General features: G+C 61.9%; 23 protein-coding genes and 1 pseudogene. 14 read left to right on the plus strand and 10 right to left on the minus strand.

The genetic code is table 11. The features are described from left to right. Positions 1-49 precede the first annotated feature (49 nt). The 5 genes from BM193_RS08420 (at position 50) to BM193_RS08440 (ending at position 3819) form a co-directional block, all read left to right on the plus strand. Positions 50-664: a LemA family protein gene (locus tag BM193_RS08420; RefSeq protein ID WP_092798286.1), complete on the plus strand. Its 615-nt coding sequence runs from the start codon at positions 50-52 to the stop codon at positions 662-664. 1 nt (position 665) lies between these two features. Beyond that, positions 666-1496 (plus strand): TPM domain-containing protein, encoded by an 831-nt coding sequence (locus tag BM193_RS28720; RefSeq protein ID WP_092798285.1) that lies wholly within the window; start codon positions 666-668, stop codon positions 1494-1496. Further along, positions 1496-2017, plus strand: coding sequence for a TPM domain-containing protein (locus BM193_RS08430; RefSeq protein WP_092798284.1), 522 nt, complete (start codon positions 1496-1498; stop codon positions 2015-2017). The genes BM193_RS28720 and BM193_RS08430 overlap by 1 nt, the downstream gene beginning before the upstream one ends. A gap of 71 nt (positions 2018-2088) precedes the next feature. Beyond that, a complete protein-coding gene (locus BM193_RS08435) occupies positions 2089-2853 on the plus strand; it encodes an SDR family NAD(P)-dependent oxidoreductase (protein WP_092798283.1) in 765 nt (254 codons plus the stop codon). A 540-nt stretch (positions 2854-3393) separates the two neighbouring features. Then, positions 3394-3819, plus strand: a complete 426-nt coding sequence (locus BM193_RS08440) for a VanZ family protein (RefSeq protein ID WP_254785960.1) — start codon at positions 3394-3396, stop codon at positions 3817-3819. Positions 3820-3841: 22 nt separating this feature from the next. Here the strand turns inward: BM193_RS08440 and BM193_RS08445 are convergent, their stop codons facing one another. Continuing rightward, positions 3842-4132: a hypothetical protein gene (locus tag BM193_RS08445; RefSeq protein WP_092832273.1), complete on the minus strand. Its 291-nt coding sequence runs from the start codon at positions 4130-4132 to the stop codon at positions 3842-3844. A 206-nt stretch (positions 4133-4338) separates the two neighbouring features. On the opposite strand from BM193_RS08445, the gene BM193_RS08450 reads away from it, so the two are divergent. Next, the gene (locus BM193_RS08450) at positions 4339-4872 is read left to right on the plus strand and encodes a hypothetical protein (protein ID WP_092798281.1); all 534 of its coding nucleotides are present in this window, start codon (positions 4339-4341) and stop codon (positions 4870-4872) included. On the opposite strand, the gene BM193_RS28230 is transcribed toward BM193_RS08450, so the two are convergent. The 3 genes from BM193_RS28230 to BM193_RS08460 form a co-directional block, all read right to left on the minus strand. Beyond that, on the minus strand, positions 4866-5087 hold the full coding sequence (locus BM193_RS28230) for a hypothetical protein (RefSeq protein ID WP_139176157.1): 222 nt from the start codon (positions 5085-5087) through the stop codon (positions 4866-4868). The genes BM193_RS08450 and BM193_RS28230 overlap by 7 nt on opposite strands. 45 nt (positions 5088-5132) lie before the next feature. Then, complete coding sequence (locus tag BM193_RS08455; RefSeq protein ID WP_254785961.1) at positions 5133-6278, minus strand: peptidase M24; 1146 nt, start codon at positions 6276-6278, stop codon at positions 5133-5135. Positions 6279-6453: 175 nt separating this feature from the next. After that, on the minus strand, positions 6454-7965 hold the full coding sequence (locus tag BM193_RS08460) for a dipeptidase (RefSeq protein WP_092798278.1): 1512 nt from the start codon (positions 7963-7965) through the stop codon (positions 6454-6456). A gap of 208 nt (positions 7966-8173) precedes the next feature. Between BM193_RS08460 and BM193_RS08465 the strand changes: the two genes are divergently transcribed. Next, positions 8174-9172, plus strand: coding sequence for an LLM class flavin-dependent oxidoreductase (locus tag BM193_RS08465; protein ID WP_092798277.1), 999 nt, complete (start codon positions 8174-8176; stop codon positions 9170-9172). A 173-nt stretch (positions 9173-9345) separates the two neighbouring features. After that, entirely contained in the window at positions 9346-10560 is a 1215-nt protein-coding gene (locus BM193_RS08470) for an MFS transporter (protein WP_092798276.1), read from the plus strand. Positions 10561-10733: 173 nt separating this feature from the next. Here BM193_RS08470 and BM193_RS08475 read toward each other — a convergent pair whose 3' ends face one another. The 6 genes from BM193_RS08475 to BM193_RS08500 form a co-directional block, all read right to left on the minus strand. Next, on the minus strand, positions 10734-12389 hold the full coding sequence (locus BM193_RS08475; protein ID WP_092798275.1) for a M28 family peptidase: 1656 nt from the start codon (positions 12387-12389) through the stop codon (positions 10734-10736). A gap of 137 nt (positions 12390-12526) precedes the next feature. Further along, positions 12527-13363: an HDOD domain-containing protein gene (locus BM193_RS08480; RefSeq protein WP_092798274.1), complete on the minus strand. Its 837-nt coding sequence runs from the start codon at positions 13361-13363 to the stop codon at positions 12527-12529. Positions 13364-13484: 121 nt separating this feature from the next. Then, a complete protein-coding gene (locus BM193_RS08485) occupies positions 13485-14570 on the minus strand; it encodes a BMP family ABC transporter substrate-binding protein (protein WP_092798273.1) in 1086 nt (361 codons plus the stop codon). A 21-nt stretch (positions 14571-14591) separates the two neighbouring features. Continuing rightward, positions 14592-15521 carry an ABC transporter permease gene (locus BM193_RS08490; protein WP_092798272.1) on the minus strand — a complete coding sequence of 310 codons (930 nt, stop codon included), beginning with the start codon at positions 15519-15521 and terminating at the stop codon, positions 14592-14594. After that, entirely contained in the window at positions 15514-16590 is a 1077-nt protein-coding gene (locus BM193_RS08495; protein ID WP_092798271.1) for an ABC transporter permease, read from the minus strand. Before BM193_RS08495 ends, BM193_RS08490 begins: the two co-directional genes overlap by 8 nt. Further along, positions 16583-18097, minus strand: coding sequence for an ABC transporter ATP-binding protein (locus BM193_RS08500; RefSeq protein ID WP_092798270.1), 1515 nt, complete (start codon positions 18095-18097; stop codon positions 16583-16585). Before BM193_RS08500 ends, BM193_RS08495 begins: the two co-directional genes overlap by 8 nt. A gap of 452 nt (positions 18098-18549) precedes the next feature. Between BM193_RS08500 and BM193_RS08505 the strand changes: the two genes are divergently transcribed. The 6 genes and pseudogenes from BM193_RS08505 (at position 18550) to BM193_RS28245 (ending at position 22668) form a co-directional block, all read left to right on the plus strand. Further along, positions 18550-19362 (plus strand): outer envelope protein, encoded by an 813-nt coding sequence (locus tag BM193_RS08505; RefSeq protein WP_092798555.1) that lies wholly within the window; start codon positions 18550-18552, stop codon positions 19360-19362. 78 nt (positions 19363-19440) lie between these two features. Then, positions 19441-19632, plus strand: a pseudogene (locus tag BM193_RS08510) (type VI secretion system baseplate subunit TssF); the annotation flags it as partial. 155 nt (positions 19633-19787) lie between these two features. Then, positions 19788-21221 carry an RHS repeat-associated core domain-containing protein gene (locus BM193_RS08515; RefSeq protein WP_254786001.1) on the plus strand — a complete coding sequence of 478 codons (1434 nt, stop codon included), beginning with the start codon at positions 19788-19790 and terminating at the stop codon, positions 21219-21221. After that, positions 21222-21677: a hypothetical protein gene (locus tag BM193_RS28235; protein WP_139176155.1), complete on the plus strand. Its 456-nt coding sequence runs from the start codon at positions 21222-21224 to the stop codon at positions 21675-21677. A 60-nt stretch (positions 21678-21737) separates the two neighbouring features. Beyond that, positions 21738-22022 (plus strand): hypothetical protein, encoded by a 285-nt coding sequence (locus BM193_RS28240; protein ID WP_139176153.1) that lies wholly within the window; start codon positions 21738-21740, stop codon positions 22020-22022. Between the two features lie 40 nt (positions 22023-22062). Further along, complete coding sequence (locus BM193_RS28245) at positions 22063-22668, plus strand: hypothetical protein (RefSeq protein WP_139176151.1); 606 nt, start codon at positions 22063-22065, stop codon at positions 22666-22668. Positions 22669-22748: the final 80 nt, after the last annotated feature.

Genomic DNA, 22748 nt, shown 5'->3' on the forward strand with positions numbered 1-22748 from the left:
CGTTTCAGGTATATTTGCCTCACCTCCCTTACTCTGCACGGAACCCATCATGCAAATCACCAACCAATTCACCAAATGGCTGCGCCTGGCGCTGAGCGTCACCGTCCTGGCCGGCATCCTGACGGGCTGCGGCTACAACGATTTCCAGAGCAAGGACGAGGCCACCAAGGCCGCCTGGGGCGAAGTGGTCAACCAGTACCAGCGCCGCGCCGACCTGATCCCCAACCTGGTGAATACCGTCAAGGGCTATGCCACGCATGAAAAGGAAACGCTGGAAGCGGTGACCAAGGCGCGCGCCGCCGCCACCAGTTTCCAGATCACGCCCGAGGTGCTGAACGACCCGGCCGCCTTCGAGAAATTCCAGCAAGTGCAAGGGCAGCTGTCGTCGGCCCTGTCGCGCCTGATGGTGGTGTCCGAGAAATATCCTGACTTGAAAGCCGATACCAGCTTCCGCGACTTGCAGTCGCAGCTGGAAGGCACGGAAAACCGCATCACCGTGGCGCGCCAGCGCTACATCGCCGCCGTGCAGGATTACAACGTGCATGCGCGCAGCTTCCCGAACAACATCACGGCCATGATCTTCGGCTACAAGGTCAAGCCATCGTTCACGGTGGAGAATGAAAAAGCCATCTCGACCGCGCCAACCGTCGACTTCGGCAAGTAAGATGAAAGCCTGGTCCACCCTCGCGGCGCTGGCCACGGCGCTGCTGCTCTGGACGGCCCTGCCCGCCCGTGCCCAGGAGCTCGTGCCCGTGCCGCCGCTGGCGGCGCGCGTGACGGACGACGCCGGCATGCTCGACGCCAGGCAAAAGGCGGCGCTGGAAGGCGTGCTGGCCGACTACGAAGCCAAGACGGGCAGCCAGATCGCCGTGCTGCTGGTCAAGAGCACGGCGCCGGAAGCGATCGAGCAGTACAGCATCCGCGTGACGGATGCCTGGAAGCTGGGCCGCAAGGGCGTCGATGACGGCGTGCTGCTGATGGTGGCGAAAGACAACCCGCCGGCCCTGCGCCGGCTGCGCATCGAAGCGGGCCGCGGCGTGCAAGGCGTGCTGACGGACGCCCAATCGAAACGCATCCTGCAGGATGTCATCGCCCCGCATTTCAAGCAGAACGATTTCTATGGCGGCCTGGTCGCTGGCGTGGGCGCCATCGCCACCCTGCTGAACCAGGAACAATTCCCCGCCCCGGCACAAAAATCGGCGCCAGCGACGGTGGAAGCGGGCGGCCTGACCTTCTGGCTGCCGCTGCTGTTCTTCGGCTTTCTTGTGCTCCTGACCGTGTTCCGCTCGCGTGGCGGGCCGACGCGCCTGCAGCGCGGCAGCAACTGGTCCAGCGGCGCCACGGGCGTGGTGCTGGGCAGCATCCTGAACCAGGCGCTGAACAACCGCGGTGGTGGCGGCTTCGGCGGTGGTGGCGGCTTTGGTGGCGGTGGCGGCGGTGGTTTCGGCGGTGGCGGCGGCGGTTTTGACGGCGGCGGCGCCTCGGGAGATTGGTAATGACGAAACAACTGACATTCGGCCAGCGCTGCGGACGGGCCTTGAAACATTTGCGCGGCACGCCGGCGACGGCGCGCCAGGCCTTTCCCGAACGCACCCTGAAAGCCATCGAGACAGCCATTGCCGACGGCGAAGCAATGCACCAGGCCGAGGTGCGCCTGATCGTCGAAGCGGCCCTGACGCCCGGCATGGCCTATCAGGGCGTGAGCAACCGCGAGCGGGCGCGCGAACTGTTCGCCCAGTATGGCGTGTGGGATACGGAAGACAACGTTGGCGTGCTCATCTACATCAACCTGGCCGAGCACCAGGTCGACATCGTGGCCGACCGCAACGTGGGTCGGCGCGTGACGCCGGAACAGTGGCAAGCCGTGTGCCGCACCATGACCCGAGGCTTCAAGGACGGCAATTACCACGACAGCACCCTGGACGCGCTGGCGCAACTGAATACCTTGTTGCAAAGCCACTTCCCCGCCAACGGCACGCGCGGCAACCAGTTGCCGAACGAACCTATCCTCCTCTGAAGCCTGCCAGGGATTAAAATCTGCCATTGCCGCGCACAATGGCAGCGCATCCCAGCCACCGAGGAGAACACATGAAATTAGTCAATAAAACCGCCATCGTCACGGGCGCCACGCAAGGCATCGGCCTGGCCTGCGCCAGCCGCCTGATCGCCGAAGGGGCGCAAGTGATGCTGGTCGACATCAAGGAAGAAGGCGCGCAGGCGGCCGCCGCGCTGGGTCCGCAAGCCCGTTTCTTTTGCGCCGACGTCAGCCAGAAGGCGGATGTCGATGCCATGCTGAAGGAAACCCTGGCCCAGTTCGGCCACATCGATATCCTCGTGAACAATGCGGGCGTGACGCACGCGGCCGATTTCCTCGACGTCTGCGAAGACGATTTCGACCGGGTCATGCGCATCAACCTGAAATCGATGTTCCTGTGCGGCCAGGCCGTGGCGCGCGAGATGGTCAAGCGCCAGAGCGGCTGCATCATCAACATGTCCAGCGTGAATGCGGAGCTGGCCATTCCGAACCAGGTGCCGTACGTGGTGTCGAAGGGCGCCATCAACCAGCTGACCAAGGTCATGGCCCTGAACCTGGCGCCGCACGGCGTGCGCGTGAACGGCATCGGCCCCGGCACCATCCTGACGGAACTGGCCAAGCAGGCGGTCCTGTCGAGTCCGCAGGCGCGCCACACGATCCTGTCGCGCACGCCGCTGGGCCGCTGCGGCGAACCGGAGGAAGTGGCCGGCATCGCCGCCTTCCTGGCCAGTGACGACGCCACCTACATGACGGGCCAGACCATCTATGTCGATGGCGGGCGCATGGCGCTGAACTACACGGTGGCCGTGAAGGATTGAGGCAGCATGGGACAGTTATATCAAAAAACGATAATGGATATCTGAAAAGACCATTAGACACATATCGTGCGACGCAGCATAATGCACCTGTCTCCACTATTCTCCTCCAAGAAAATAGTTTTAAGCCCGCTTTCACCAGCGGGCTTTTTTTTTGCTGCCGCTCCTGAAACATGGTCGGTTCGGCCACGCCTCCCCTCTTTCCAAAAAAAATATGCATGCCGCAAAAAAATGTTGCGTCGTGTCATAGGCCCGTCATGTTCGCCCCCTATACTTGCTTCATCTGCTGTACAGGCAACCGATATGCCTGACTACAGACAGGTGTGCCGCGATGGCACACCACTCCCTTTCATGACCGTGGCGGGCGCCGGCAAGGCGCGCGACATGGTGAGCAACGCTCAACTCTTGACCCACACATTTGGGTTTTTGGCCCGCGCCCCCGCGGGCCTTTTTTTTGCTTGCCAGCCGAGCTCTTGCGCAAAAACAGGAATTGCCCGCCACGCCCATGATATGGTTGCGGCTTTCCCCACTTCCTCACGCATCATGCCCGCCACACTGCTGCAACTCTGCTTTGCCGACCGCTACCAGCGCCTGCGTTACCGCACGGCGCTGGTCCTGTACTTGCTGGTCATCTTGATCGGCGACATCCCGGGCGTACGCGCCGACGTGGGTGAGTACGCGTCGGGCGGCGTGCTGCATTCGTTCGGCTATGGCGTGCTGACCCTGATCCTGTTCAGCGGCACGGGCGGCGGCATGGCGCGCCGCGCGCTGTTGTCGGTGCTGACGGTGGCGGCCATGGGCGCGCTGGATGAATTCATCCAGAGTTTCCTGCCCTACCGCCACGGCTCCGTGCACGACTGGCTGGTGGACATGGCGGCGGCGATGCTCGTCTCCCTGCTGCTGACGTTCCTGTGGCCACGGATGGTCGACGCCGCCCTGGGCAAGTCGGCGCCCCTGCCCGACGCCTGAGTCCGCATGCACGCGGCAAGCGTCAGGCGCGGTCCGTTTCGCTGACCAGCAATTCCAACGGCAGCTGGCCCTGGCTGCTGCGCGCCCCCTGCGTGCCCAGACGCCGCAACAGCGCGCGCGTCTCGCGCCGGCCGTGCGCGCCCACGGCGCGGGCCGCATCGCGCTGCATGTCGAGCAACTGCTCCGAGCGCGCAACGCGCACCAGGCCGTGCAAGGCCTGGGCCAGCACATGGCGCGACCGGGCATCGGGTGCGGCGCCGCCGACAGCCAGCACCAACTCATCGATCAGTTTTGCGGTAGGACCTGATGACATTTTTTCTCCTGGTTGAGCAGTGAGGAATGGTGCGTGCACACCGAACATCACAATACCAAGCACAACAGTTGCCTAGTTGATCTAGCTCAATCAGCAACGACAGCCATCGAACGTCTCCCATTCACCGTGCTCTTACAAGCAGCAATCGCCGCCATCCGCATCACCACGGATGCTGATCACTAGTGTTCGACCACGAGGAGACCAAGATGAGATCGAAAAACACCCTGCTGCTGACTGGCGTAATGTGTACCCTGCTTGCCGCCTGCCATTCGACGGACGACACCGCGATGGCACGCAGCACCAGCGGCGAAACCTATGCCGCGCCGGCGGGCACCACACCCGCCGGCAGCACGGCCGGCACCACCACCGATAACAGCGGCACCATGAGCAGCAGCACGAGCAGCAACGCGGGCAGCAACGCGGCCAATACCATGAGCAGCAATGCGGGCAACAACATGGGCAACGATGCCGCGCAAGGTCAATCCAGCCTGAACATCAGCTCGGCCACCGTGCAATCGATCGACGCCGTACCGCGCGGCATGGATCAGAGCAGTGGCGACATGCAGGCAGGCACCTCTGGCACGGCCGGCACCACCTCGGGCGCCACGGGCAGCATGATGTACCGCGTCACCCTGCGCCTGGACGATGGCACGACACGCACCTTCGTGCAAAATACCCAGCCCGCCTTCCAGATCGGCGACCGTGTCAGCGTGCAGCGGGGCGTGATGCAGCGCTATTGACACGGGCGACACCGGCCAGCCCGCTGCGTGGCCGCACGGCACCGCTGGACAACACCACCGCGCACATGCGCCCTGTCGGTGGCGAACGGTGTGGCGACCTTGGGCTTGAGATTGCTGACCTTGGGCTTGAGATTGCTGACCTTGGACTTGAGATTGCTGACCTTGAGCTTGAGATTGCTGGCCTTGGACTTGAGATTGCTGGTCTGGGTTGACACTGCGTCCTGGGACGTCCTCGCCATGCGCACGGCAAGCCTGCCAGACTAAGCCAGCGCAAGGGTCAGTGGCCGGCTGCGCCCCTGCACCATGGCCGATGGCCAGGATGGATCGTGTGTCAGGTTGTGCAAATGGCCACCGTCGAGCAGGAAGGTATCTTCTACCGTGCTGCCGGGCAGGCTGGGGTGGAAGGCCAGGGCCATGCCGCGCTTGAGGAGAATTTCCGTGTGGGCGCCGGCCGCCACTTCCGGCGCCAGATAGCCATGGATGCCGCCCTGGCGCCGGGTGCGCACCGTGTCGGGCTGGCCCGCATAGGCATAGGCGCTGTCGAGCGCGTGGTAGACCATGCTCAGCGCATGGCCCGTCTCGCAGGCGTCGAGCGCCACGGCTTCCAGCGCCAGCATGGCGGCATCGGCATCGTCCATGGCATTCGCCGCGCCACGACCATTGCCGCCGCCAGCCCCATGCTGTGGCGCGGGCGCGAAGCGCCGTTGACGGCTCAGGCTGGCGCACAGGCCGAAACGCCGCGCGCACAGGGCCAGCACGGCTTGCGTGCCGAGCATGGCATGCGCGGGCGGCGCGCGGTGATACCGGCGCTGGCGCTCCGCGCCGCTGGCCAGCACATGCACGGCTTGCAAGCCGCGCAGCCAGAGCGCGCGCACGCACGCGGCGGCCAGTTCCTGTTCGCTCCAGTCGGGGCGGGCCTGGCGCAGCGCGTCCGCCGCCGCGCTGGCGGCCAGCTGGCCCACCTGCCGGTAACGCAATTGCTCCGACTCCAGCAACACCAGCCGCTCTTCGCGCAGAACCACGGGCAGGCTGCGCTCATGCAAGCCAGGCCGGTCCGACAGCACGGCTGCGCCGCCAGCCGCGTGCTGCACGAAATGCTCGCGCAGCTCGTACAGTTGCGGCTGCATCCATGGCGACACTTGCCACGTCCACGGCCCGCGCACTTCCTCTTCGCGCATGCGCGGGGCTTCCGCTTCGTCGGTGAGGATATAGGCGGCATCGCGCGTGACCAGCACTTCCGCCCACCCGCACTCGGCCGTATGGCAATGGCTGTTCGACGCGCCCGCCGTGGCCCACGCAAACCAGTCCACGCCGCGCAAGCGTATGGCCCCTGCCCGCTCCTGCTCCAGCCAGCCGCGCATCTGCGCCAGCTTGTGCGCCACTTCCAGTTCCAGCGGCCAGTTCATGATGACGCTCCCGCCCGCCATCTTGCCACCGCTCCCGCCCGCGACCACACCGTGTCCTGTTGATGCATGACTGCCCCCTTGCGCACATGGAGACGTAAGACCCGCATCCGCCAAAAAAGTTCAGCCCTTCGTCCCAGGTTTGCAGTCTACGACGTCCGCCTGTTTTTTCAAGCGCCTATTTGGCCAATTCGATCAGCACGGCCGTGTACATCTGCAAGTTCAACAGCAACTGTTGTTCCGTAATGAATTCATGTTCGGAATGCCCCGTGTACACCGTATGCGGCATGGCAGGGCCGAAGCTGACGGCGTTCGGGAACAGCCGCGAATTGGTGCCGCCGCCGATGGCGACAGGTTGCGGATTGGCGATGCCCGTGTAGTGTTCGAAGACGGATAACAAGGTGGGAATCTGCGGCGCGCGCGTCTGCAGCCACGGTTCGCCGATCTGCGCCTGCAAGGTGGCCGGCACCTGGCGGCGCGCCTTCCAGCCGTCGAAGGCGGCCATCACCTGCTGTTGCAGTTCGGCCGCCGTCTTGCCTTGCGGACGGCGCAAGTTGATATTCAGCTCCAGCGCGCCGCCGTTCTGCTTGAGCACGGTAGGCGCCACCGTCATCGGGCCCATGAACCCGTCGCGGTAGGCGATCTGGCCGAAGCGCTCGCCATAAATGCCCGTGCCCACCAGCTCGTTCAGGAAGGACAGCATGTCGGCCGCCTGCGTGCCTTGCCATGGTTGCACGGCCAGGGCGTCGGCCAGCATGCTGATGGCATTGACGCCATCTTCCGGCTTGGACGAGTGGGCCGACACGCCCAGCGCCGCCACCGTCAAGGTGCCGTCCTCGCGCGCGTAGCTGTAGCGCATGCCCTTCTGCTGCTGCGCGCGGGCGCGGATGGCCGCTTCCAACTGCGGCGTGGCCCCGTCAATGACGGCGGTCGCGTCTTCCGGGATCTGGCTGGCGAAAAAGCCCCCCGTCAGGCTCTTCAGCACGGCGCCGCCTGCGGCCGGCATGGCCGTGCGCGGCGGCAAGGCCAGCTGGATGGAACCATAGCCCTTCTCGGCCGTCACCACCGGGTACTCCGCATCGATGGTGATGTTCACTTGCGGCGGCGTATGGGTCTTGAGGAATTGTTTCAACGGTTCCCAGTCCGATTCCTCGGCCATGTAGACGTACAGTTCGATGCGCTTGCTCAGCGGCACCTGTTTATCCTGGATGGCCTTCATCGCATACAGGGCCGTGGCGATGGGGCCCTTGTCGTCTTCCGTGCCCCGTCCCAGCAACTTGCCCGGTTCGCTGGTCCGGTCCAGCTCGAATGGCGAGCGGGCCCACTTGGCGGGATTCACGGGCTGCACGTCGCCGTGCGTGATCACGCCCACGCGCTCGCTGCCTGTGCCCATGCCGATCACCACCACATGGCCATGATCGTGGAAGTCAAAGCCCAGGCGCTGCGCCTCTTGCGCCAGATAGCGCTTGAAACCCGTGTGCTGGGGATTGTCGGCAAACGGCACGGCCGGGTCGGCCACCGTGTTGTAGCTGACCATCTTCGCCAGGCTGGCGATCAGCGGCCCGGGATACGTGGCCAGCGCGTAGCGGGCCGTTTCCTGTGCCTGCGGGCTGACGGGCGCCGCGTGCACGGCGAAAGCGGATGGGATCAGCAAGCTGAGCAGGGACAGGCGGGCAAGTTTCTTGAGCATGGGACGGCACGTGGATTAGGGGAGCCCACTCTAGCATCCCCCCGCCCGCTTTCCAATCAACGCGAGTTTTTTACCGATCAGTACGCAAAATCCCGATTCGCATTATGATGTGCGCAAGCCGTCTTCCCGGCCATGGCTGACCCTGTTGCCATGAGGGGATAGACAAATCGTCCATTGTGATTTTCCACCACGTCCCGATATCGCTATCATGATTCCATTTTCCATACTCGACCTGGCCCCCATCGCCGAAGGCAGCGACGCCAGCCAGTCGTTCAAGAACACGCTCGACCTGGCGCAGCACGGCGAACGCTGGGGCTACAACCGCTACTGGCTGGCCGAACACCATGGCATGCCCGGCATCGCCAGCGCCGCCACGGCGGTGGTGATCGCCCACGTGGCGGCCGGCACGAACACCATCCGCGTGGGCGCGGGCGGCGTCATGCTGCCCAACCACTCGCCGCTGGTCATCGCGGAACAGTTCGGCACCCTGGAAGCGCTGCATCCGGGCCGCATCGACCTGGGTCTGGGCCGGGCGCCCGGTTCCGACCAGACGACGGCGCGCGCCCTGCGCCGCGACCTGCAGTCGGACGCCGAGCAGTTTCCGCAAGACGTACTGGAACTGATCGACTATATGTCCGACGAGCCGCGCCAGCGCGTGCTGGCCGTGCCCGGCAAGGGCGCGAAAGTGCCCGTGTGGATACTCGGCTCGAGCCTGTTCGGCGCGCAGCTGGCCGCCCACCTGGGCTTGCCGTATGCGTTCGCCTCGCACTTCGCGCCGCAAATGATGCTGCAGGCCGTGGCGTATTACCGCGAACATTTCAAGCCATCGAAGCAGCTGGCCAAACCGTACGTGATGCTGGGCTTTAATGTGTTCGCCGCCGACACGGATGCCGAAGCGCACTTGCGCGCCACGTCGATGCAGCAAGCCTTCGTCAACCTGCGCACGGGCCGCCCGTCGCGTCTGCAGCCGCCCGTGCCCGGCTACCTGGAGCAGCTGGGCCCGCAGGAACGGGCCATGCTCGATTCCGTGCTGTCGTGCACGGCCATCGGCGCGCCGGACACGGTGAAGGCCAAGATGGCCGCCTTCATCGCCGAGACGGGTGCCGACGAGCTGATGATCACCTCGCAGATCTTCGAACACCAGCACCGCCTGCGCTCGTATGAAATCACGGCGCAGGTGCATGCGGAACTGGCACGGCAACAGTAACTGAACGTCTTCCTCCCGGTATATCCCCATATACCCTTTTCCCGGCCGTCGGCAACGATCGCCGGGATTTTTTTGTTCACCGCCTGGCCGCAAAATCGGCCCTGCCCGGCAAGAAATGCGCAGCCCCGCTATCATGCTCATCCAAAAGCATCATTCCAAGAAAGTTGTATCGCATGAAATCCGCACCAATCACCGTCGACGCCAGCACCCTGCTGACATCGACCCGCATCCTCCTGTTCGCCCTCTCCGCCGGCGTGCTCGTCGCCAGCCTCTACTATGTACAGCCGCTGACGTCCATGCTGGCCGCCTCGTTCGGCGTCAGCGTGCCGCAGGCGGGCTACCTGGTCACGGCCACGCAGATCGGCTACGTGCTGGGCATCGTCTTCCTGGTGCCCCTCAGCGACGTGCTGAACCGCCGCAAGCTGCTGACGTGGATGCTGATCGCCAAGATCGCCGCCCTGCTGCTGGCCGCCACCAGCCAGAACATTGTGATCTTCGCCATCGCCAGCGTGCTGATGGGCATCACTTCCAGCGCCCTGATGGTGGTCACGGCCATGGTGGCGTCGTATGCGCCCGACCACAGCCGGGGCCGCATGGTGGGCACCGTGATGACAGGGTTGTTACTGGGCATCTTGCTGGCGCGTACCGTGTCCGGCACCGTGTCGCAGATCAGCGGCGGCTGGCGCACCGTGTATGTGCTGGCGGCCATCGTCGTCGCGGCCCTGCTCGTCATGCTGCGCCGCATCCTGCCCAATGAAGCCCCACGCGGCACGCTGCAATACGGCAAGCTGATGGCCTCGCTGGCCGACATCATCCGCCAGGAACCGTTGCTGCGCCAGCGCGCCCTGTTCTCGGGCCTGGGCCTGGGCACCTTCAGCGTCTTCTGGACGGGCCTGACCTTCTTGCTCAGCGGCGCGCCGTACCACTATTCGGAAATGCAGATCGGCCTGTTCGGCCTGGCAGGCGCCACCGGCGCGTTCGCCGCCAACACGGCGGGCCGCATGGCCGACCGCGGCTATGCGCGCCAGGCCACCTGGCTGCTGGCCGTCGCCTCGATCGCGGGCTGGGCCCTGATCGGCTTTGGCGCCCATTCGCTGGTGCTGCTGTTGATCGGCATCGTGCTGCTGGACATGGGCGTGATGGGCCTGCAAGTGACGCACCAGTCCATCATTTATAAACTGGCGCCGCATGCGCGCGCGCGCGTGACCACCGTGTTCATCGCGGGCGGCTTCATCGGCGCCTCGGCCGGCTCGGCGCTGGCCAGCGCCAGCTATGCGGCTGGCGGCTGGCCGGCCCTGTGCATGGTCGGCGGCGCCATGCCGCTGCTGCTGCTGCTGGTGTGGAGCAAGTACCGGCACGCGCAGCGCAGGCTGGAACGGGCGGCTTGATCCGGCGCTGCGGCGCCTCCAGTGTTGTCGGGTTGCGCGCTGGCGCGCTAACCCGACCTACGCACTGCTGGTGTGGAGCAAGTACCGCCACACGTAGCGCAAGCTGGGGTCAGACCCCCGGGTGAGTGAGCGCCAGCCTTGATGCTGGCGCTGTTGAGGGTCTGACCCCGGATTTATTTTGCGGCTTGCTCGCGCGCCTTGCCAAACGCATCGCCCGCCTTCCAGGCCGGCATCTTCGCGCCATTCGCCACGGCCTGCCCCAGGTTCAAGGTGAACTGCGCCTGCTGCGTCATGCCGGACAGGTCCCAGCTGGCATCGTACTCATCGGTGACTTGATGGTAGCGGGGGCCATACGCGGCCGCCTTGGCTTTCGACGCGGCCACGTCCTTGATGTACTCGCGTCCGCCATTGATGGAAAACGCGGGCACGCCCGCCTTGGCAAAGCTGAAATGGTCGCTGCGGAAGTAGCCGCCGGCCAGGTCGGGACGCGCGGCCGCGATATGCATGCCCATGGCCTTAGCCGTTGCCGCCGCCATGGCGCCCAGCTCCGTGCGCTCGCTGCCTTGCGCGCCGATGTCGTGCGTGGCGCCGACAAAGTTCAGGCTGTCCAGGTTCAGCGCGGCCGCCGTCTTGTTCAAGGGCCACAGCGGGTCGGCCGCGTAGGCGGCGCTGCCCAGCAGGCCCTGCTCCTCGGCCGCCACCCACAGGAAGATCTGCGTGCGCTTCGCCGGCTTTTTCACGGCTTCCTGCGCCATGGCCAATAACCCTGCCGTGCCCGAGGCGTTGTCGACGGCGCCGTTGTAAATCGTGTCTCCCGCTTTTTCGTCACCCTCGCCTTGCTTGCCCAGGTGGTCCCAGTGGCCGCTGTAGATGACGGCTTCCTCTTTCAATGTCGGGTCCGTGCCCGGCACCATGCCCGCGATATTGAATTGCTCCACCTTGCGCACGATGGACTTCATCTCGCCCGACAACTTGGCGTTCAAGGCGACAGCCTGGAAGTCGCGGCTTTCCGCTTGCGCGCGCAAGGCGTCCAGATCCTGGCCGCCGGCCGCGAACAGCCGGCGCGCCGCGTCTTCCGCGATCCAGCCCTGCAGCGGCGTGCCCGCCGTGCGGTCCGCCAATTGAAAACGTTCGCTGCCGCTCCAGCTGTTCTGCACCACGCTCCAGTCATACGAGGCCGATGGCTTCGTATGGATCAGCAGCACGCCAGCAGCGCCCTGGCGCTTGGCTTCCTCGAATTTATACGTCCAGCGGCCGTAATACGTCAGCGCCTTGCCGGCGAAGCGGTTCGGCTCGGCGGCAGTGGGCTGCGGGTCGTTGACCATCATGACGACGATCTTGTTTTTGACATCGGCCCCCTTGAAATCGTTCCAGCCTTCTTCCGGCGCCGTGATGCCGTAGCCGACGAACACCAGAGGCGCGTCGAATGTGTGCGCGGCAACGGAGTCGCCCGTGGCCCAGACCCAGTCCGGGCCGAACGCCAGCGGCACGGCCTTGCCGCCCGCCACCGCCTGCAGGCTGCTTTCCTGCGGCAAGGATTTCACGCCGGCGATCTGCACGCTCTGGCGGTAGCTGTTGCCGCGCACGGGTTGCAGCCCGGCCATCAGCGCCTGCGTTTCCAGGTACGCCACCGTCAGGTCGGCGCCGCGCTGGCCCGTGCCCCGGCCTTCCAGTAAATCATTGGACAGGAAAGCCAGGTGGGCGCGCAGCGGCGCTTCCTGTACCACGGGCAAGTCCTTGGCGGCAGGCGCGGCGGCGTGCGCGGAAAACGCCAGCGCCAGGCTGGAAGCGAGCGCCGTGACGGCCAGGGAAGAAAACAGCTTCTGCATAAGATCCTTTTGATAAGAGGAGGAAGTCAGTCCGGCGGATAGCCGAGCCGGCGATTGTATGCCATGGGGAAAGATGCATCAAAATGCGGACGAAAAAAATCCCCGCAGCAAGGCGGGGATGTCAGGAAAGAAAAGTTTTACACTAACAAGGCGGCCGCCAAGGATTCGATCTCCTCGGCCGACTCGTCGAGGATGGTGTGCAGGGTGCTGCCGCCAATCCCAAAATCGATCTTCGCCGCCGCCTGGCGCCGCGCCGCGCTTTCCGGCGGGTGCAGGGGCGAACCGACGGGCGCCAGGTCGTTGGCCAGCACCAGCGTCGCGCCCAGGGTGCGCGGCGGGAACGGGCTGCCGCCATGCCACATGCCTTCCACGGCCTGCAAGACCATGTCAGGCACTTGCAACTGGCGCAGCACGCCGCGGCCGATCAGTTTTTCGCCGTATTCGATCCAGTCTTCGGTATTGTCGTCCAGCAAACCCGGGTATTCCTCGGCGCGCGAGAGCAGGTAAAAACCGCCCACCTCGTGCACGATGGCGGCGAACATGGCCGTTTCCACATCCACATGCGTGACTTTGCGCGCGATGACCTGGCTCAGCGCGGCCACGTGGGCCGTGTGCTCCCACAGCTTGGCCGCCTTGGCGCGCAATTGCGGGTCGGTGATCTGGCTGCCCAGCTGGCGCACGATGACGGACGCCACCATCGATTTCAAGGTGGCAAAGCCCAGGCGCGAGACGGCCGCGCGCACATTGGCGATTTCATTGCCGGAACGGTTGTAGGCGGCCGAGTTGGCCAGCGCCACGACACGCGCCGACAGCAGCGGCTCGGCCATGACCATGCGCGCAGCCGCCTCGATATGGCAATCGGGGTCGTCGAGCGCTTCCTGCAGCTTCAAGGTGGCCTTGACGTTGGCGGGGAACGTCAGCTCGCCCTTGCTCGCTTGCAGCGCGATAATCTTGAATACTGCCAGTCTATCCATGGGTCAATCTCCGGTACGGGCCTGTGCAGGCTCTGCTATGTGGATGGGCCGGGAAAGCGCATGTACTCCCGGCCCTGCTCCCGTTTCCGGCAATATTACAGCAAGTTCATACTCCAACCTATTACTTTCCGGAAACTTTCCCCGCCACCCCTTCGACAAAATAATCCATCTTCGTCAGTGCCGCATCGTCCAGCACGCCCTTGTCCAGGCGCACCTTGCCGTCGTTATCCTTGATCGGCGCGCTGAACGGATTGAGCTTGCCGGCAACCAAGTCTTTCTCGCGCGCCAATACAAACTGTTTCACGTCGGCGGGCACGGCGGCGTTGATGCCTTCCAGCTTGACCATGCCATCCTTGATGCCGCCCCAGGTGCTGCTGGACTTCCATGTGCCGTCCAGCACGGCCTGCGCCTGCTTCGTGTAATACGCGCCCCAATGGTGGGTGACGGCGGCCAGCTGCGCCTTCGGTCCGTACTTTTTCATGTCCGAGTGGTAGGCGATCGCATACTTGCCCTTTTCTTCCGCCGCCTGCACCACGGCGGTCGAGTCCGTGTGATGCGTGACCACGTCCGCGCCCTGGCCGATCAGGGTGATGGCCGCGTCGCGCTCCTTGCCCGGGTCGAACCAGCTATTCACCCACACCACCTTGACTTCCGCCTTCGGGTCGACGCTGCGCATGCCGCGCGTAAAAGCGTTCACGCCCTGCAACACTTCCGGAATGGGAAACGCCGCCACGTAGCCGGCCACATGGGTCTTGCTCATCTTGCCGGCCAACACGCCCGCCAGATAGCGGCCCTCGTAGAAACGCGCATTCGTGTTGGCCACGTTGGGCGCCGTCTTGTAACCGGTCAAGTGGATGAACTTCACATTAGGAAATTGCTTCGCCACTTTCAAGGTGGGATTCATGTAGCCGAACGAGGTCGTGATGACCAGCTTGCTGCCCGTTTGCGCCAGGTCGCGGATCACCCGTTCCGCATCGGCGCTCTCCGGCACGTTTTCCACGTATTTGGTGGTGATCTTGTTGCCCAGCGCCTTTTCCATTTCCTTGCGGGCCAGGTCGTGCTGCGTGGTCCAGCCCGCGTCGCCGATGGGGCTGATGTACACGAAGCCGACATTCAACGGGGTAGGCGCGGGCGCGGCGGCCATGGCGGGCATGGCGGACATCAGCGCAGCACTGCAGGCGGCGGCGCACAGTAATTTCTTGGACATGGTTTTCCTTGTGGTGAGTGATTAATTTCCCGGGTTGAAATTTTTCCCCAGCGAAGCGGGCATGTTGAGCTTGATGTAATTGGCATTGCTGGAAATGAGCACGAGCACGACGATGGCCGCCACGTACGGCAGCATCGACAGCAGCTGCGAGGCGATGGGCACGCCCAGCGCCTGCGCGTGGAACGTCAGGATCGTGATGCCGCCAAACAAATAGGCGCCGCCCACCACGCGCGCCGGGCGCCAGGTGGCAAAGGTGGTCAGCGCCAGCGCGATCCAGCCGCGCCCCGCCACCATGCCCTCGACCCACAGCGGCGTGTACACGAGCGATAAAAACGCGCCGGCCAGGCCGCAGCAGGCGCCGCCGAACAGCACGGCCGCCAGGCGGATGCGGCGCACGGGATAGCCGAGCGCATGCGCGGAAGACGGCGACTCGCCCACGGCGCGCAGCACCAATCCTGCCCGCGTGCGGTACAAAAACCAGGCGATCGCCACGCACAGCAAGAGCGACAAATACACCATCGGATGCTGGCGGAACAGGGCCGGCCCCAGCACGGGAATGTCTTCCAATACAGGGATGCCGAAGCGGCCATTCTGCAGGCTGTTGCCCACATACTTCAGGCCGATATACGTCGACGCGCCCGCGCCGAACAGGGACAGGGCCAGGCCCGTCGCATACTGGTTCGTGCCCAGCCACACGGTCAGCCAGGCAAAGAAGCCGGACAGCAGCATGCTGGCGCCCGCCCCCGCGAGAAACCCCAGGGCGGGACTGCCCGTGTTGACGGCCACGGCAAAGCCCGTGATGGCAGAGACCAGCATCATGCCTTCCGCGCCCAGGTTCACCACGCCCGCCTTTTCATTCACCAACAAGCCGAGCGCGGCCAGCATCAGCGGCGTGCCCGCGTTGATGCTGGCGGCGATCAGGGGCGCGATGGTGAGAGCCAGGTTATCCATGTTTCCTCCAGCGCAGTTTGTATTGGATCAGCACGTCGCAGGCGAGCAAGGCGAACAGCAGGATGCCCTGGAACACGCCCGTGATGGCGCTGGGCAAGCCGAGGCGCGATTGCGCCAGTTCGCCGCCGATATAGAACAGGGCCATGACGAAGCTGGAAAAAATCACGCCGACCGGATGCAGGCGCCCGACAAAGGCGACGATGATGGCGGCAAAGCCGTAGCCGGGCGAGACCGTGGGCGTCAACTGTCCCATCGGTCCCAGCACTTCGCACGCGCCCGCCAGGCCTGACAGGGCGCCGCAGATCAGCAGCGACGACCACAAGGTCTTGCGCGAGGAAAATCCCGCATAGCGGGCGGCGGCCGGTGCCATGCCGCCCACGCGCAGGCGGAAGCCGGCGATGCTTCGGGATAAATACAGCCAGCCGCCCAGCGAGGCCAGCACGGCGAAGACGATGCCCAGGTGCAAGCGCGTCTCCGGCACGATCATCGGCAGCAGCAAGCCGTCCGACAGCAGTTTCGACTGGGGAAAATTGAATCCTTCCGGATCGCGCAGCACGCCATACACGAGATAGCTGAGCAGCAATTGGGCGATGTAGACCAGCATCAGCGAGACGAGGATTTCGCTGGCGTTGTAGCGGTCGCGCAGCCAGGCCACCAGTCCCGCCCACGCCATGCCGCCCGCCATGCCGGCCAGCAAGGATACGCCGATGATGGCCGCGCCGCCCACGCCATCGTCCAGGTACAAGGCCGCCGCGCCGCCGCAGATGGCGCCCAGGGTCAGCTGGCCTTCCGCGCCGATGTTATAAATGTTGGCGCGAAAGCAGATGGCCAATCCCACGGCAATCAGCAGCAGCGGCGCCACCTTGAGGCCCAGTTCGGACCAGCCGTGCGCATCGCGCAAGGGTTCCACAAAGAAGACGGCCAGGCCGGCCAGCGGATCATGGCCCAGCGCCAGGAACAACAATGCGCCGCACAACACGGTCAGCAGCACGGCCAGCACGGGCGACAGCCACGCCATCAGCCGTGACGGAGAGGGACGGGCTTCCAGGCGCAAGGCAAACTTAGCCATGGGCAGCCTCCTGCGGCCACAGCCCGCTCATCCACTGCCCCACCTGGGCCACACTGGCCGTGCCCACATCGAGCGATGGCGAAATTTTTCCTTTTGCCATCACCAGCAGGCGGTCGCTGATGTCGAACAATTCATCGAGTTCTTCCGAGACGACCAGCAGCGCGCAGCCCGCGTCGCGCAGGGCCAGCAATTCGGCGCGGATCTGCGCGGCCGCGCCCACGTCCACGCCCCAGGTCGGCTGCGCCACCACCAGCACGGTCGGTTCGCGCATGACTTCGCGCCCGACTATGTATTTCTGCAAATTGCCGCCCGACAGGCTGCGCGCCAATGCCTGCGGCCCGCCCGCCTTGACCTGGAAGCGGGCGATGATGGCGGCCGCGCGCTGCGCGATCGCGCCACGGCGCAGGAAGCCGTGGCGGATGGTGGCGGGAGTCTGCAAGCTCAATAGCACGTTGTCGGCCAGCCCCATGTCGGGCACGGCGCCGCGTCCCAGCCGCTCCTCCGGCACGAAGCCGAAACCGAGGGCGCGGCGGCGGCCCGGCGGCAAGCGTCCCGCCGGCGTGCCGTTCAAGACGATGCTGGCGGGGGCCGCGCGCATGTCCTCGCCCGACAGGGCCGCCAGCAATTCCTGCTGGCCATTGCCGGACACGCCGGCAATGCCGACGATCTCGCCCGCGCGCACGTCGAAGCTGATATCGCGCAACTCGGTGGCGAACGGATGGCTCTTCGGCAAGTGCAGATTCTTGACGCTCAGCATGGCCGCACCGGGCGTGCGCGCCATGCGCGTGACGGCCGGCGGCTCGGCGCCGATCATCATGCGCGACAGGCTGGCCGCCGATTCCTGCGCAGGGTCGCACACGCCCGCGTTCTTGCCGGCGCGCACCACCGTGCACGTATGGCACAGGGCGCGGATTTCATCGAGCTTGTGGCTGATGTAGAGGATGCTGCAGCCTTCGCTCGCCAGCTGGCGCAAGGTGGTGAACAATTTTTCCACGGCGCCCGGCGTCAGCACGGACGTCGGCTCGTCGAGGATCAGCAGTTGCGGCCGGGCCAGCAGGGCGCGCACGATTTCCACGCGCTGGCATTCGCCGACGGAAAGCGTATGCACGTGGCGTTGCGGTTCCAGGTCCAGGCCGTACTGGCGCGCCGTCGCTTCGATGCGCTGCGCCAGCTCCGTCATGTTGGTGCCGGCCGGCAAACCGAGGGCGATGTTTTCCGTCACCGTTAAAGTATCGAACAAGGAAAAGTGCTGGAACACCATGGCGATGCCGAGCGCGCGCGCGGCGGCCGGGTTGGCGATGTCCACGTCGCGGCCATTCCACACGATGCGGCCGCCATCGGGCTGCACGGCGCCATAGATGATTTTCATCAAGGTCGATTTGCCGGCGCCGTTCTCGCCCAGCACGGCGTGGATCTGGCCAGGGGCGACGGTGAGGTGGATGCCGTCATTGGCCAGCACGGCCGGATAGCGCTTGCTGATGTCGAGTAATTCCAGGCGTGCCGTCATTGTTTTTTTCATGCCTCGCTGCGGGGTAGCCGGCATGGTTGCCGGTGGAAAAAATCAAGCTCTTGTCTCTATCGTATCGGCATCCGCAGCGCTTGGGGACACGGCGTGGCGGCGTGCATTTCCATTTCCTCAAAAAAACAACACCTGTATACAATTTTGAAAAGAATTATCAGCTTTACAGCAGCCGCCTTGCCCCGCAAGCGCGGGAAGGTGCGATGATTATATGCAAGAACTGATAGTAAGTATGCAGATAAGACATATCGCCCGACGCGGCGATTCTCGCATCATGGATTGAACGGCGCGCATTTGGCCCCATCGCAGCGCATCGTGTGCGCTAGTGGGCGCCCCCGCGCCCTGCCATCCCAGTTCCCGTTTTCCCACACCGCCATCAGGAGCCGAAAGTGCCAAAAACCATACCGTGTCTGTTGCTCTGTCTCACCACCACCCTGGGCGTGGGCGCCACAGCCCAGGCCGCCGAATGGAGCGATACCGCGCTGAGCTGGCGCGCCGGCAATGACTACCGCGAACCGTTCAATCCGGACGACATCAAGAAAAACATCTTCGCCATCACGCACGCCAGCGGCTACAAATACGGCAGCAATTTCGTCAACCTCGACTTCCTCATGTCCGACAGCAAGGACCCTGGCGCGCTGGGAAAAACTTCCGGCGCGCAGGAGGCGTACCTGGTGTACCGCAACACCATCGACATCGGCAAGGTGCGCGGCAGCGACATCAAGTTCGGTCCCGTGCGCGGCGTCGGCGTCACGCTGGGTTTCGACGTCAATACCAAGAACGACGTCGGCTACAACTCGCGCAAGCGCATGCTGGTGGCCGGCCCCACCCTGATGTGGGACGTACCCGGCTTCTTCAATACCAGCCTGCTGTTGCTGCGCGAAAGCAACGCGCCCAGCGGCGCCTTCCCGCCCATCTCGCAAGTGACGGGCCGCTACACGTATAAAACGCACGCCATGCTGACGGGCGCCTGGGCCATCCCCCTGTCGCCGCTGTTCTCGTTCGAGGGGTTCTTCAACCTCATCGACTCGAAAGGCAAGGATGAAGTGGGACGCGACACGGCGGCGGAAACGAATATCGACATGCAAGTGATGTTCGACGTGGGCGCGGCCCTGGGCAGCGCCAAGAACACCTTCCGCGTGGGCCTGGAATACCAGTACTGGAAGAACAAGTTCGGCAACTCGGCCGCCACCACCGGCAACGTGGGCCAGACGGCGAAGACGCCGATGTTACGCGCCGAGTACCATTTCTAAAATTCATTGTCACGCATCAATACCCACCTTCGCGCCTGATGCCAGCATGAAGCTTTCCAGCCGGCGGAGAGCGCGATTGTGGAACACTTGCTGCCCTATTACGAGCGCGAACTGGGCCTGTTCCGCCAGTACACGCGCGAGTTTTCCAGCCGCTATCCGAAAGCGGCAGGACGCCTGCTGATCGCCGGAGACACCTGCGAAGACCCGCACGTCGAGCGCCTGATCCAGTCTGTTGCCCTGCTGACGGCCAGGATCGCCAAGCGCCTTGACGCGGCGCCGACGCGCCCTCCCCCATTCGAGAACGCCGCTTCGCATACGATGCGCAAGGCAATCTGACCACCATTTTTCAAACAGGCGCCACCGCTGCCGGTCCGCTTGGCAAACTCGGCTATACCTACGATCCCGTCGGCCAGCTGTTGGCCGCCGTGCAGCCGGGTCTGGCGGAACGCTTCGCCTTCGACCCCGCAGGCAATCTGCTCGACAAGGCTCCCGCGCCCGGCAACGTCCTGAACAACTACGGCGATATCGACTACGCTTACGACGAGCAAGGCAACGCCACCGGCAAGCGCTTCCATCCGCCAGGCAGGGAGTCGACCTGGAGCGAGCTGGAACTGCGCTACGACGCCGAAAACCGCCTCAGCCACGCCACCCGGACGGAACGCCAGTCGCGCCACCGTGCCCGCTACTTTTATGACGCCTTCAGCCGCCGCATCGCCAAGCGGGTAGAAGAAGCACGCTGGAGCAAGCAGCAAGACATCAGCAAAGATCAGCCCACTCGCACGAGCGCCACCACTACCTTCTTCGTCTGGGACGGCGACACGCTGGCGCAGGAACTTGGACACGAAGAGACGGTCACATACCTGTACGAGCCGGACAGCTTCGTGCCGCTGGCCAAGATCGCTTCGCCAGCCTGCCGCCAGGCAAGCGCGGTCCACCTGCCGCGCGTCGCACAATGGGATCTACCCGTTACCCGGCATGACGCCGCACTGCAAGAGGCGATTGCGCAAGAACAAGCGGACATTGAAGCGCGACATGTCTCGGCATGGCAGCGTACCCAAACAGCAGGCGACGGCGCGGCAGCACATGACAGCACCACCCACTACCACTGCGACCACCTGGGCACGCCGCGCGAGCTGACGGATGCGCAAGGGAACGTGGTCTGGAGCGGGCGCTACAAGGCATGGGGACGCTTGCTGCACGTCGAGGGAGAAATCGACCAGCCCCTGCGGTTTCAGGGGCAGTATGAGGATGGGGAAACGGGGCTGTTTTACAACCGGTATCGGTACTATGATCCGGATGTAGCCAGGTACGTGACGCAAGATCCAGTTGGCTTGCTTGGTGGATTAAATACATATACATATGCACCAAATCCCACTGGCTGGAATGACCCATTAGGGTTAGCAAAGAAATGTGCAAAAAACACACCATGCAATCCTTGTATTGGTAAAAATCCATCAGCTTCAGCAACAAAATGGCAAGGTAAGCCGCCCTACCCAGGAGTCGATGCATATACAAATATTGTTTTAAAAAAAGGGACTATCTTATATTCCCTTTATCCGTATGGTCCCAAACCCGGAAATTATTACAGCGACAGAATGACACTTATTTCCGAAAATGGAAGCGCATTGGCATACAATAATTTAACGCAAATCTCACATTCCGGAAACACTCCAGGGGCGCGACCGATGAGAGATCAGGTTCAAGCATTCAAACTATCGGAAGATATCTGTGCAGGCACGGGAAAAGCATTGGCAAATACATTACTAGGCGCAGGAGGAGGAAACCAATATTTTATTGATGATTCAGATATACCAAAGCTCAAAGCCAACGCAAAAACATTTAAATTTTCGAGGCCGTAAATGAATATAAATAAGAATACTGGAGATATTGAAATAAATGAGAATTTTCACGTAAACAAAAATACATCAATCAAAGAAATAAAAAACATAAATTTTCTTGAAAGTTTTGGAAAAATAAATGAATTTGAAACATATAGCATGCAAAATATTCAATTTCTCAATCTGGAAACAAGAGTAAATCTCAGATTTAAAAATGAAATTCTTTACATTATTGAAATAATCTGGACAGATGGAATCACCAACAGACTTGGCTATGACTCCAGTCACTCGGACATGATCAATGAAAAAAAATATCTAAGTAAGTCAATTTCAAAATCACTAGATCAACCAGCTGAAATATCGACAAAGTATGAGGATTTTTTTTCTTTCTCGTGGGGATACATAATAGTCAAAGCAGATCAAAAATCTTCACTTTGCTCAACAATGATAATATATGGCAAAAATACAAGCATATGATAGAGAATAAATATTAATTAACAGAGTATTCCAATAAACCTTTCCTATTCCGATCGAGATATGGAAAAACATACATCCAACATAGAAAACTTAGAAGACAAAATTTCCGGAAAAAGTCTTGAAAAATTGCTCGTGGTTTTGGATGAATTCAAAAAAGAGCAAAGAAATATTTCAGATTTTGAAATATACATTCAAGACAATAACGCGGATATTAAAATAACTTTCATGCCAAATTTTGCACCCGGTGAAAAAATACTAGGTGGAAAAATATCATTGGGAAGATCCATTACTTATACCATTTCAAAAAAGACGAGAAAAATCATCAGTTCAAACTATCATAGATAAAACGAGACTATCAATGAATTAGAGTTCATTCTAATTAACTATGAAAAAATTGCGTCTGGAAGAAAAATATCTTAAAAGTTTGCGAAGAAAAATTATCGCAAAGAAAACTGCTCCACTTACAAGCAACGAGCTTGATTTTTTTGCTCGCTTGCTCGAACTCCAATTTTATAGCCCGGAACTACATCGGGTTATCTGGGATATAGCATGGCAAAGTCCGCCAAACGCAGCCATGTTGAAAATTGCAAAAAACATCATCACCATCAATGTATCTGCCGACGACGACAACGTTTTCAATGACCATATTGAACCTGTATTTAGTTACTACCTATACAATTCACCAAGCCATGAACAAGAGAAAATTCTTGATTACTTTCAAAAAAGCAAATCCCTGAGATTGCGCATGATTGTGGCAGAATTTCATATGTGGAAAAATCATATTTTGAAAGGCTTGTATATGATGGCAAAAATACTTGATGAAACAAATACAGATCATGCCATCTCTGATTCAATCTGCATGTGGATCACGAAAAATGGAACTCTGGAACTAAAAAAATCCTTTCTTCATGATGCGGCCCAAGAACGGGAACAAGGAAATATTTCCTACGCAAAGACTCTGGAGTGGATATGCGAAAATCTAATCCGCTAGCGCTCATGGTGTAGTGTCAGGTTGGGAATTATCATATTATCGCTCCTTAACCAGGGCATCCGGCAAGGTTTTAAAAAATT

Origin of the sequence: Janthinobacterium sp. 344 (genome assembly GCF_900112025.1) — a bacterium.
Taxonomy (GTDB): domain Bacteria; phylum Pseudomonadota; class Gammaproteobacteria; order Burkholderiales; family Burkholderiaceae_D; genus Janthinobacterium.

What these genes read in the sequence shown, in the direction of transcription:
- BM193_RS08430 (WP_092798284.1), top strand. Translation starts at nt 1,496, where the DNA reads ATGACGAAACAACTGACATTCGGCCAGCGCTGCGGACGGGCCTTGAAA.
- BM193_RS28245 (WP_139176151.1), top strand. Translation starts at nt 22,063, where the DNA reads ATGAAAAAATTGCGTCTGGAAGAAAAATATCTTAAAAGTTTGCGAAGA.
- BM193_RS08490 (WP_092798272.1), bottom strand. Translation starts at nt 15,521, where the DNA reads ATGGATAACCTGGCTCTCACCATCGCGCCCCTGATCGCCGCCAGCATC.
- BM193_RS08475 (WP_092798275.1), bottom strand. Translation starts at nt 12,389, where the DNA reads ATGCAGAAGCTGTTTTCTTCCCTGGCCGTCACGGCGCTCGCTTCCAGC.
- BM193_RS08455 (WP_254785961.1), bottom strand. Translation starts at nt 6,278, where the DNA reads ATGAACTGGCCGCTGGAACTGGAAGTGGCGCACAAGCTGGCGCAGATG.
- BM193_RS08435 (WP_092798283.1), top strand. Translation starts at nt 2,089, where the DNA reads ATGAAATTAGTCAATAAAACCGCCATCGTCACGGGCGCCACGCAAGGC.
- BM193_RS28720 (WP_092798285.1), top strand. Translation starts at nt 666, where the DNA reads ATGAAAGCCTGGTCCACCCTCGCGGCGCTGGCCACGGCGCTGCTGCTC.
- BM193_RS08480 (WP_092798274.1), bottom strand. Translation starts at nt 13,363, where the DNA reads ATGGATAGACTGGCAGTATTCAAGATTATCGCGCTGCAAGCGAGCAAG.
- BM193_RS08450 (WP_092798281.1), top strand. Translation starts at nt 4,339, where the DNA reads ATGAGATCGAAAAACACCCTGCTGCTGACTGGCGTAATGTGTACCCTG.
- BM193_RS28235 (WP_139176155.1), top strand. Translation starts at nt 21,222, where the DNA reads ATGAATATAAATAAGAATACTGGAGATATTGAAATAAATGAGAATTTT.
- BM193_RS28240 (WP_139176153.1), top strand. Translation starts at nt 21,738, where the DNA reads ATGGAAAAACATACATCCAACATAGAAAACTTAGAAGACAAAATTTCC.
- BM193_RS08500 (WP_092798270.1), bottom strand. Translation starts at nt 18,097, where the DNA reads ATGACGGCACGCCTGGAATTACTCGACATCAGCAAGCGCTATCCGGCC.
- BM193_RS08470 (WP_092798276.1), top strand. Translation starts at nt 9,346, where the DNA reads ATGAAATCCGCACCAATCACCGTCGACGCCAGCACCCTGCTGACATCG.
- BM193_RS08465 (WP_092798277.1), top strand. Translation starts at nt 8,174, where the DNA reads ATGATTCCATTTTCCATACTCGACCTGGCCCCCATCGCCGAAGGCAGC.
- BM193_RS08485 (WP_092798273.1), bottom strand. Translation starts at nt 14,570, where the DNA reads ATGTCCAAGAAATTACTGTGCGCCGCCGCCTGCAGTGCTGCGCTGATG.
- BM193_RS08460 (WP_092798278.1), bottom strand. Translation starts at nt 7,965, where the DNA reads ATGCTCAAGAAACTTGCCCGCCTGTCCCTGCTCAGCTTGCTGATCCCA.
- BM193_RS08440 (WP_254785960.1), top strand. Translation starts at nt 3,394, where the DNA reads ATGCCCGCCACACTGCTGCAACTCTGCTTTGCCGACCGCTACCAGCGC.
- BM193_RS08445 (WP_092832273.1), bottom strand. Translation starts at nt 4,132, where the DNA reads ATGTCATCAGGTCCTACCGCAAAACTGATCGATGAGTTGGTGCTGGCT.
- BM193_RS08420 (WP_092798286.1), top strand. Translation starts at nt 50, where the DNA reads ATGCAAATCACCAACCAATTCACCAAATGGCTGCGCCTGGCGCTGAGC.
- BM193_RS08495 (WP_092798271.1), bottom strand. Translation starts at nt 16,590, where the DNA reads ATGGCTAAGTTTGCCTTGCGCCTGGAAGCCCGTCCCTCTCCGTCACGG.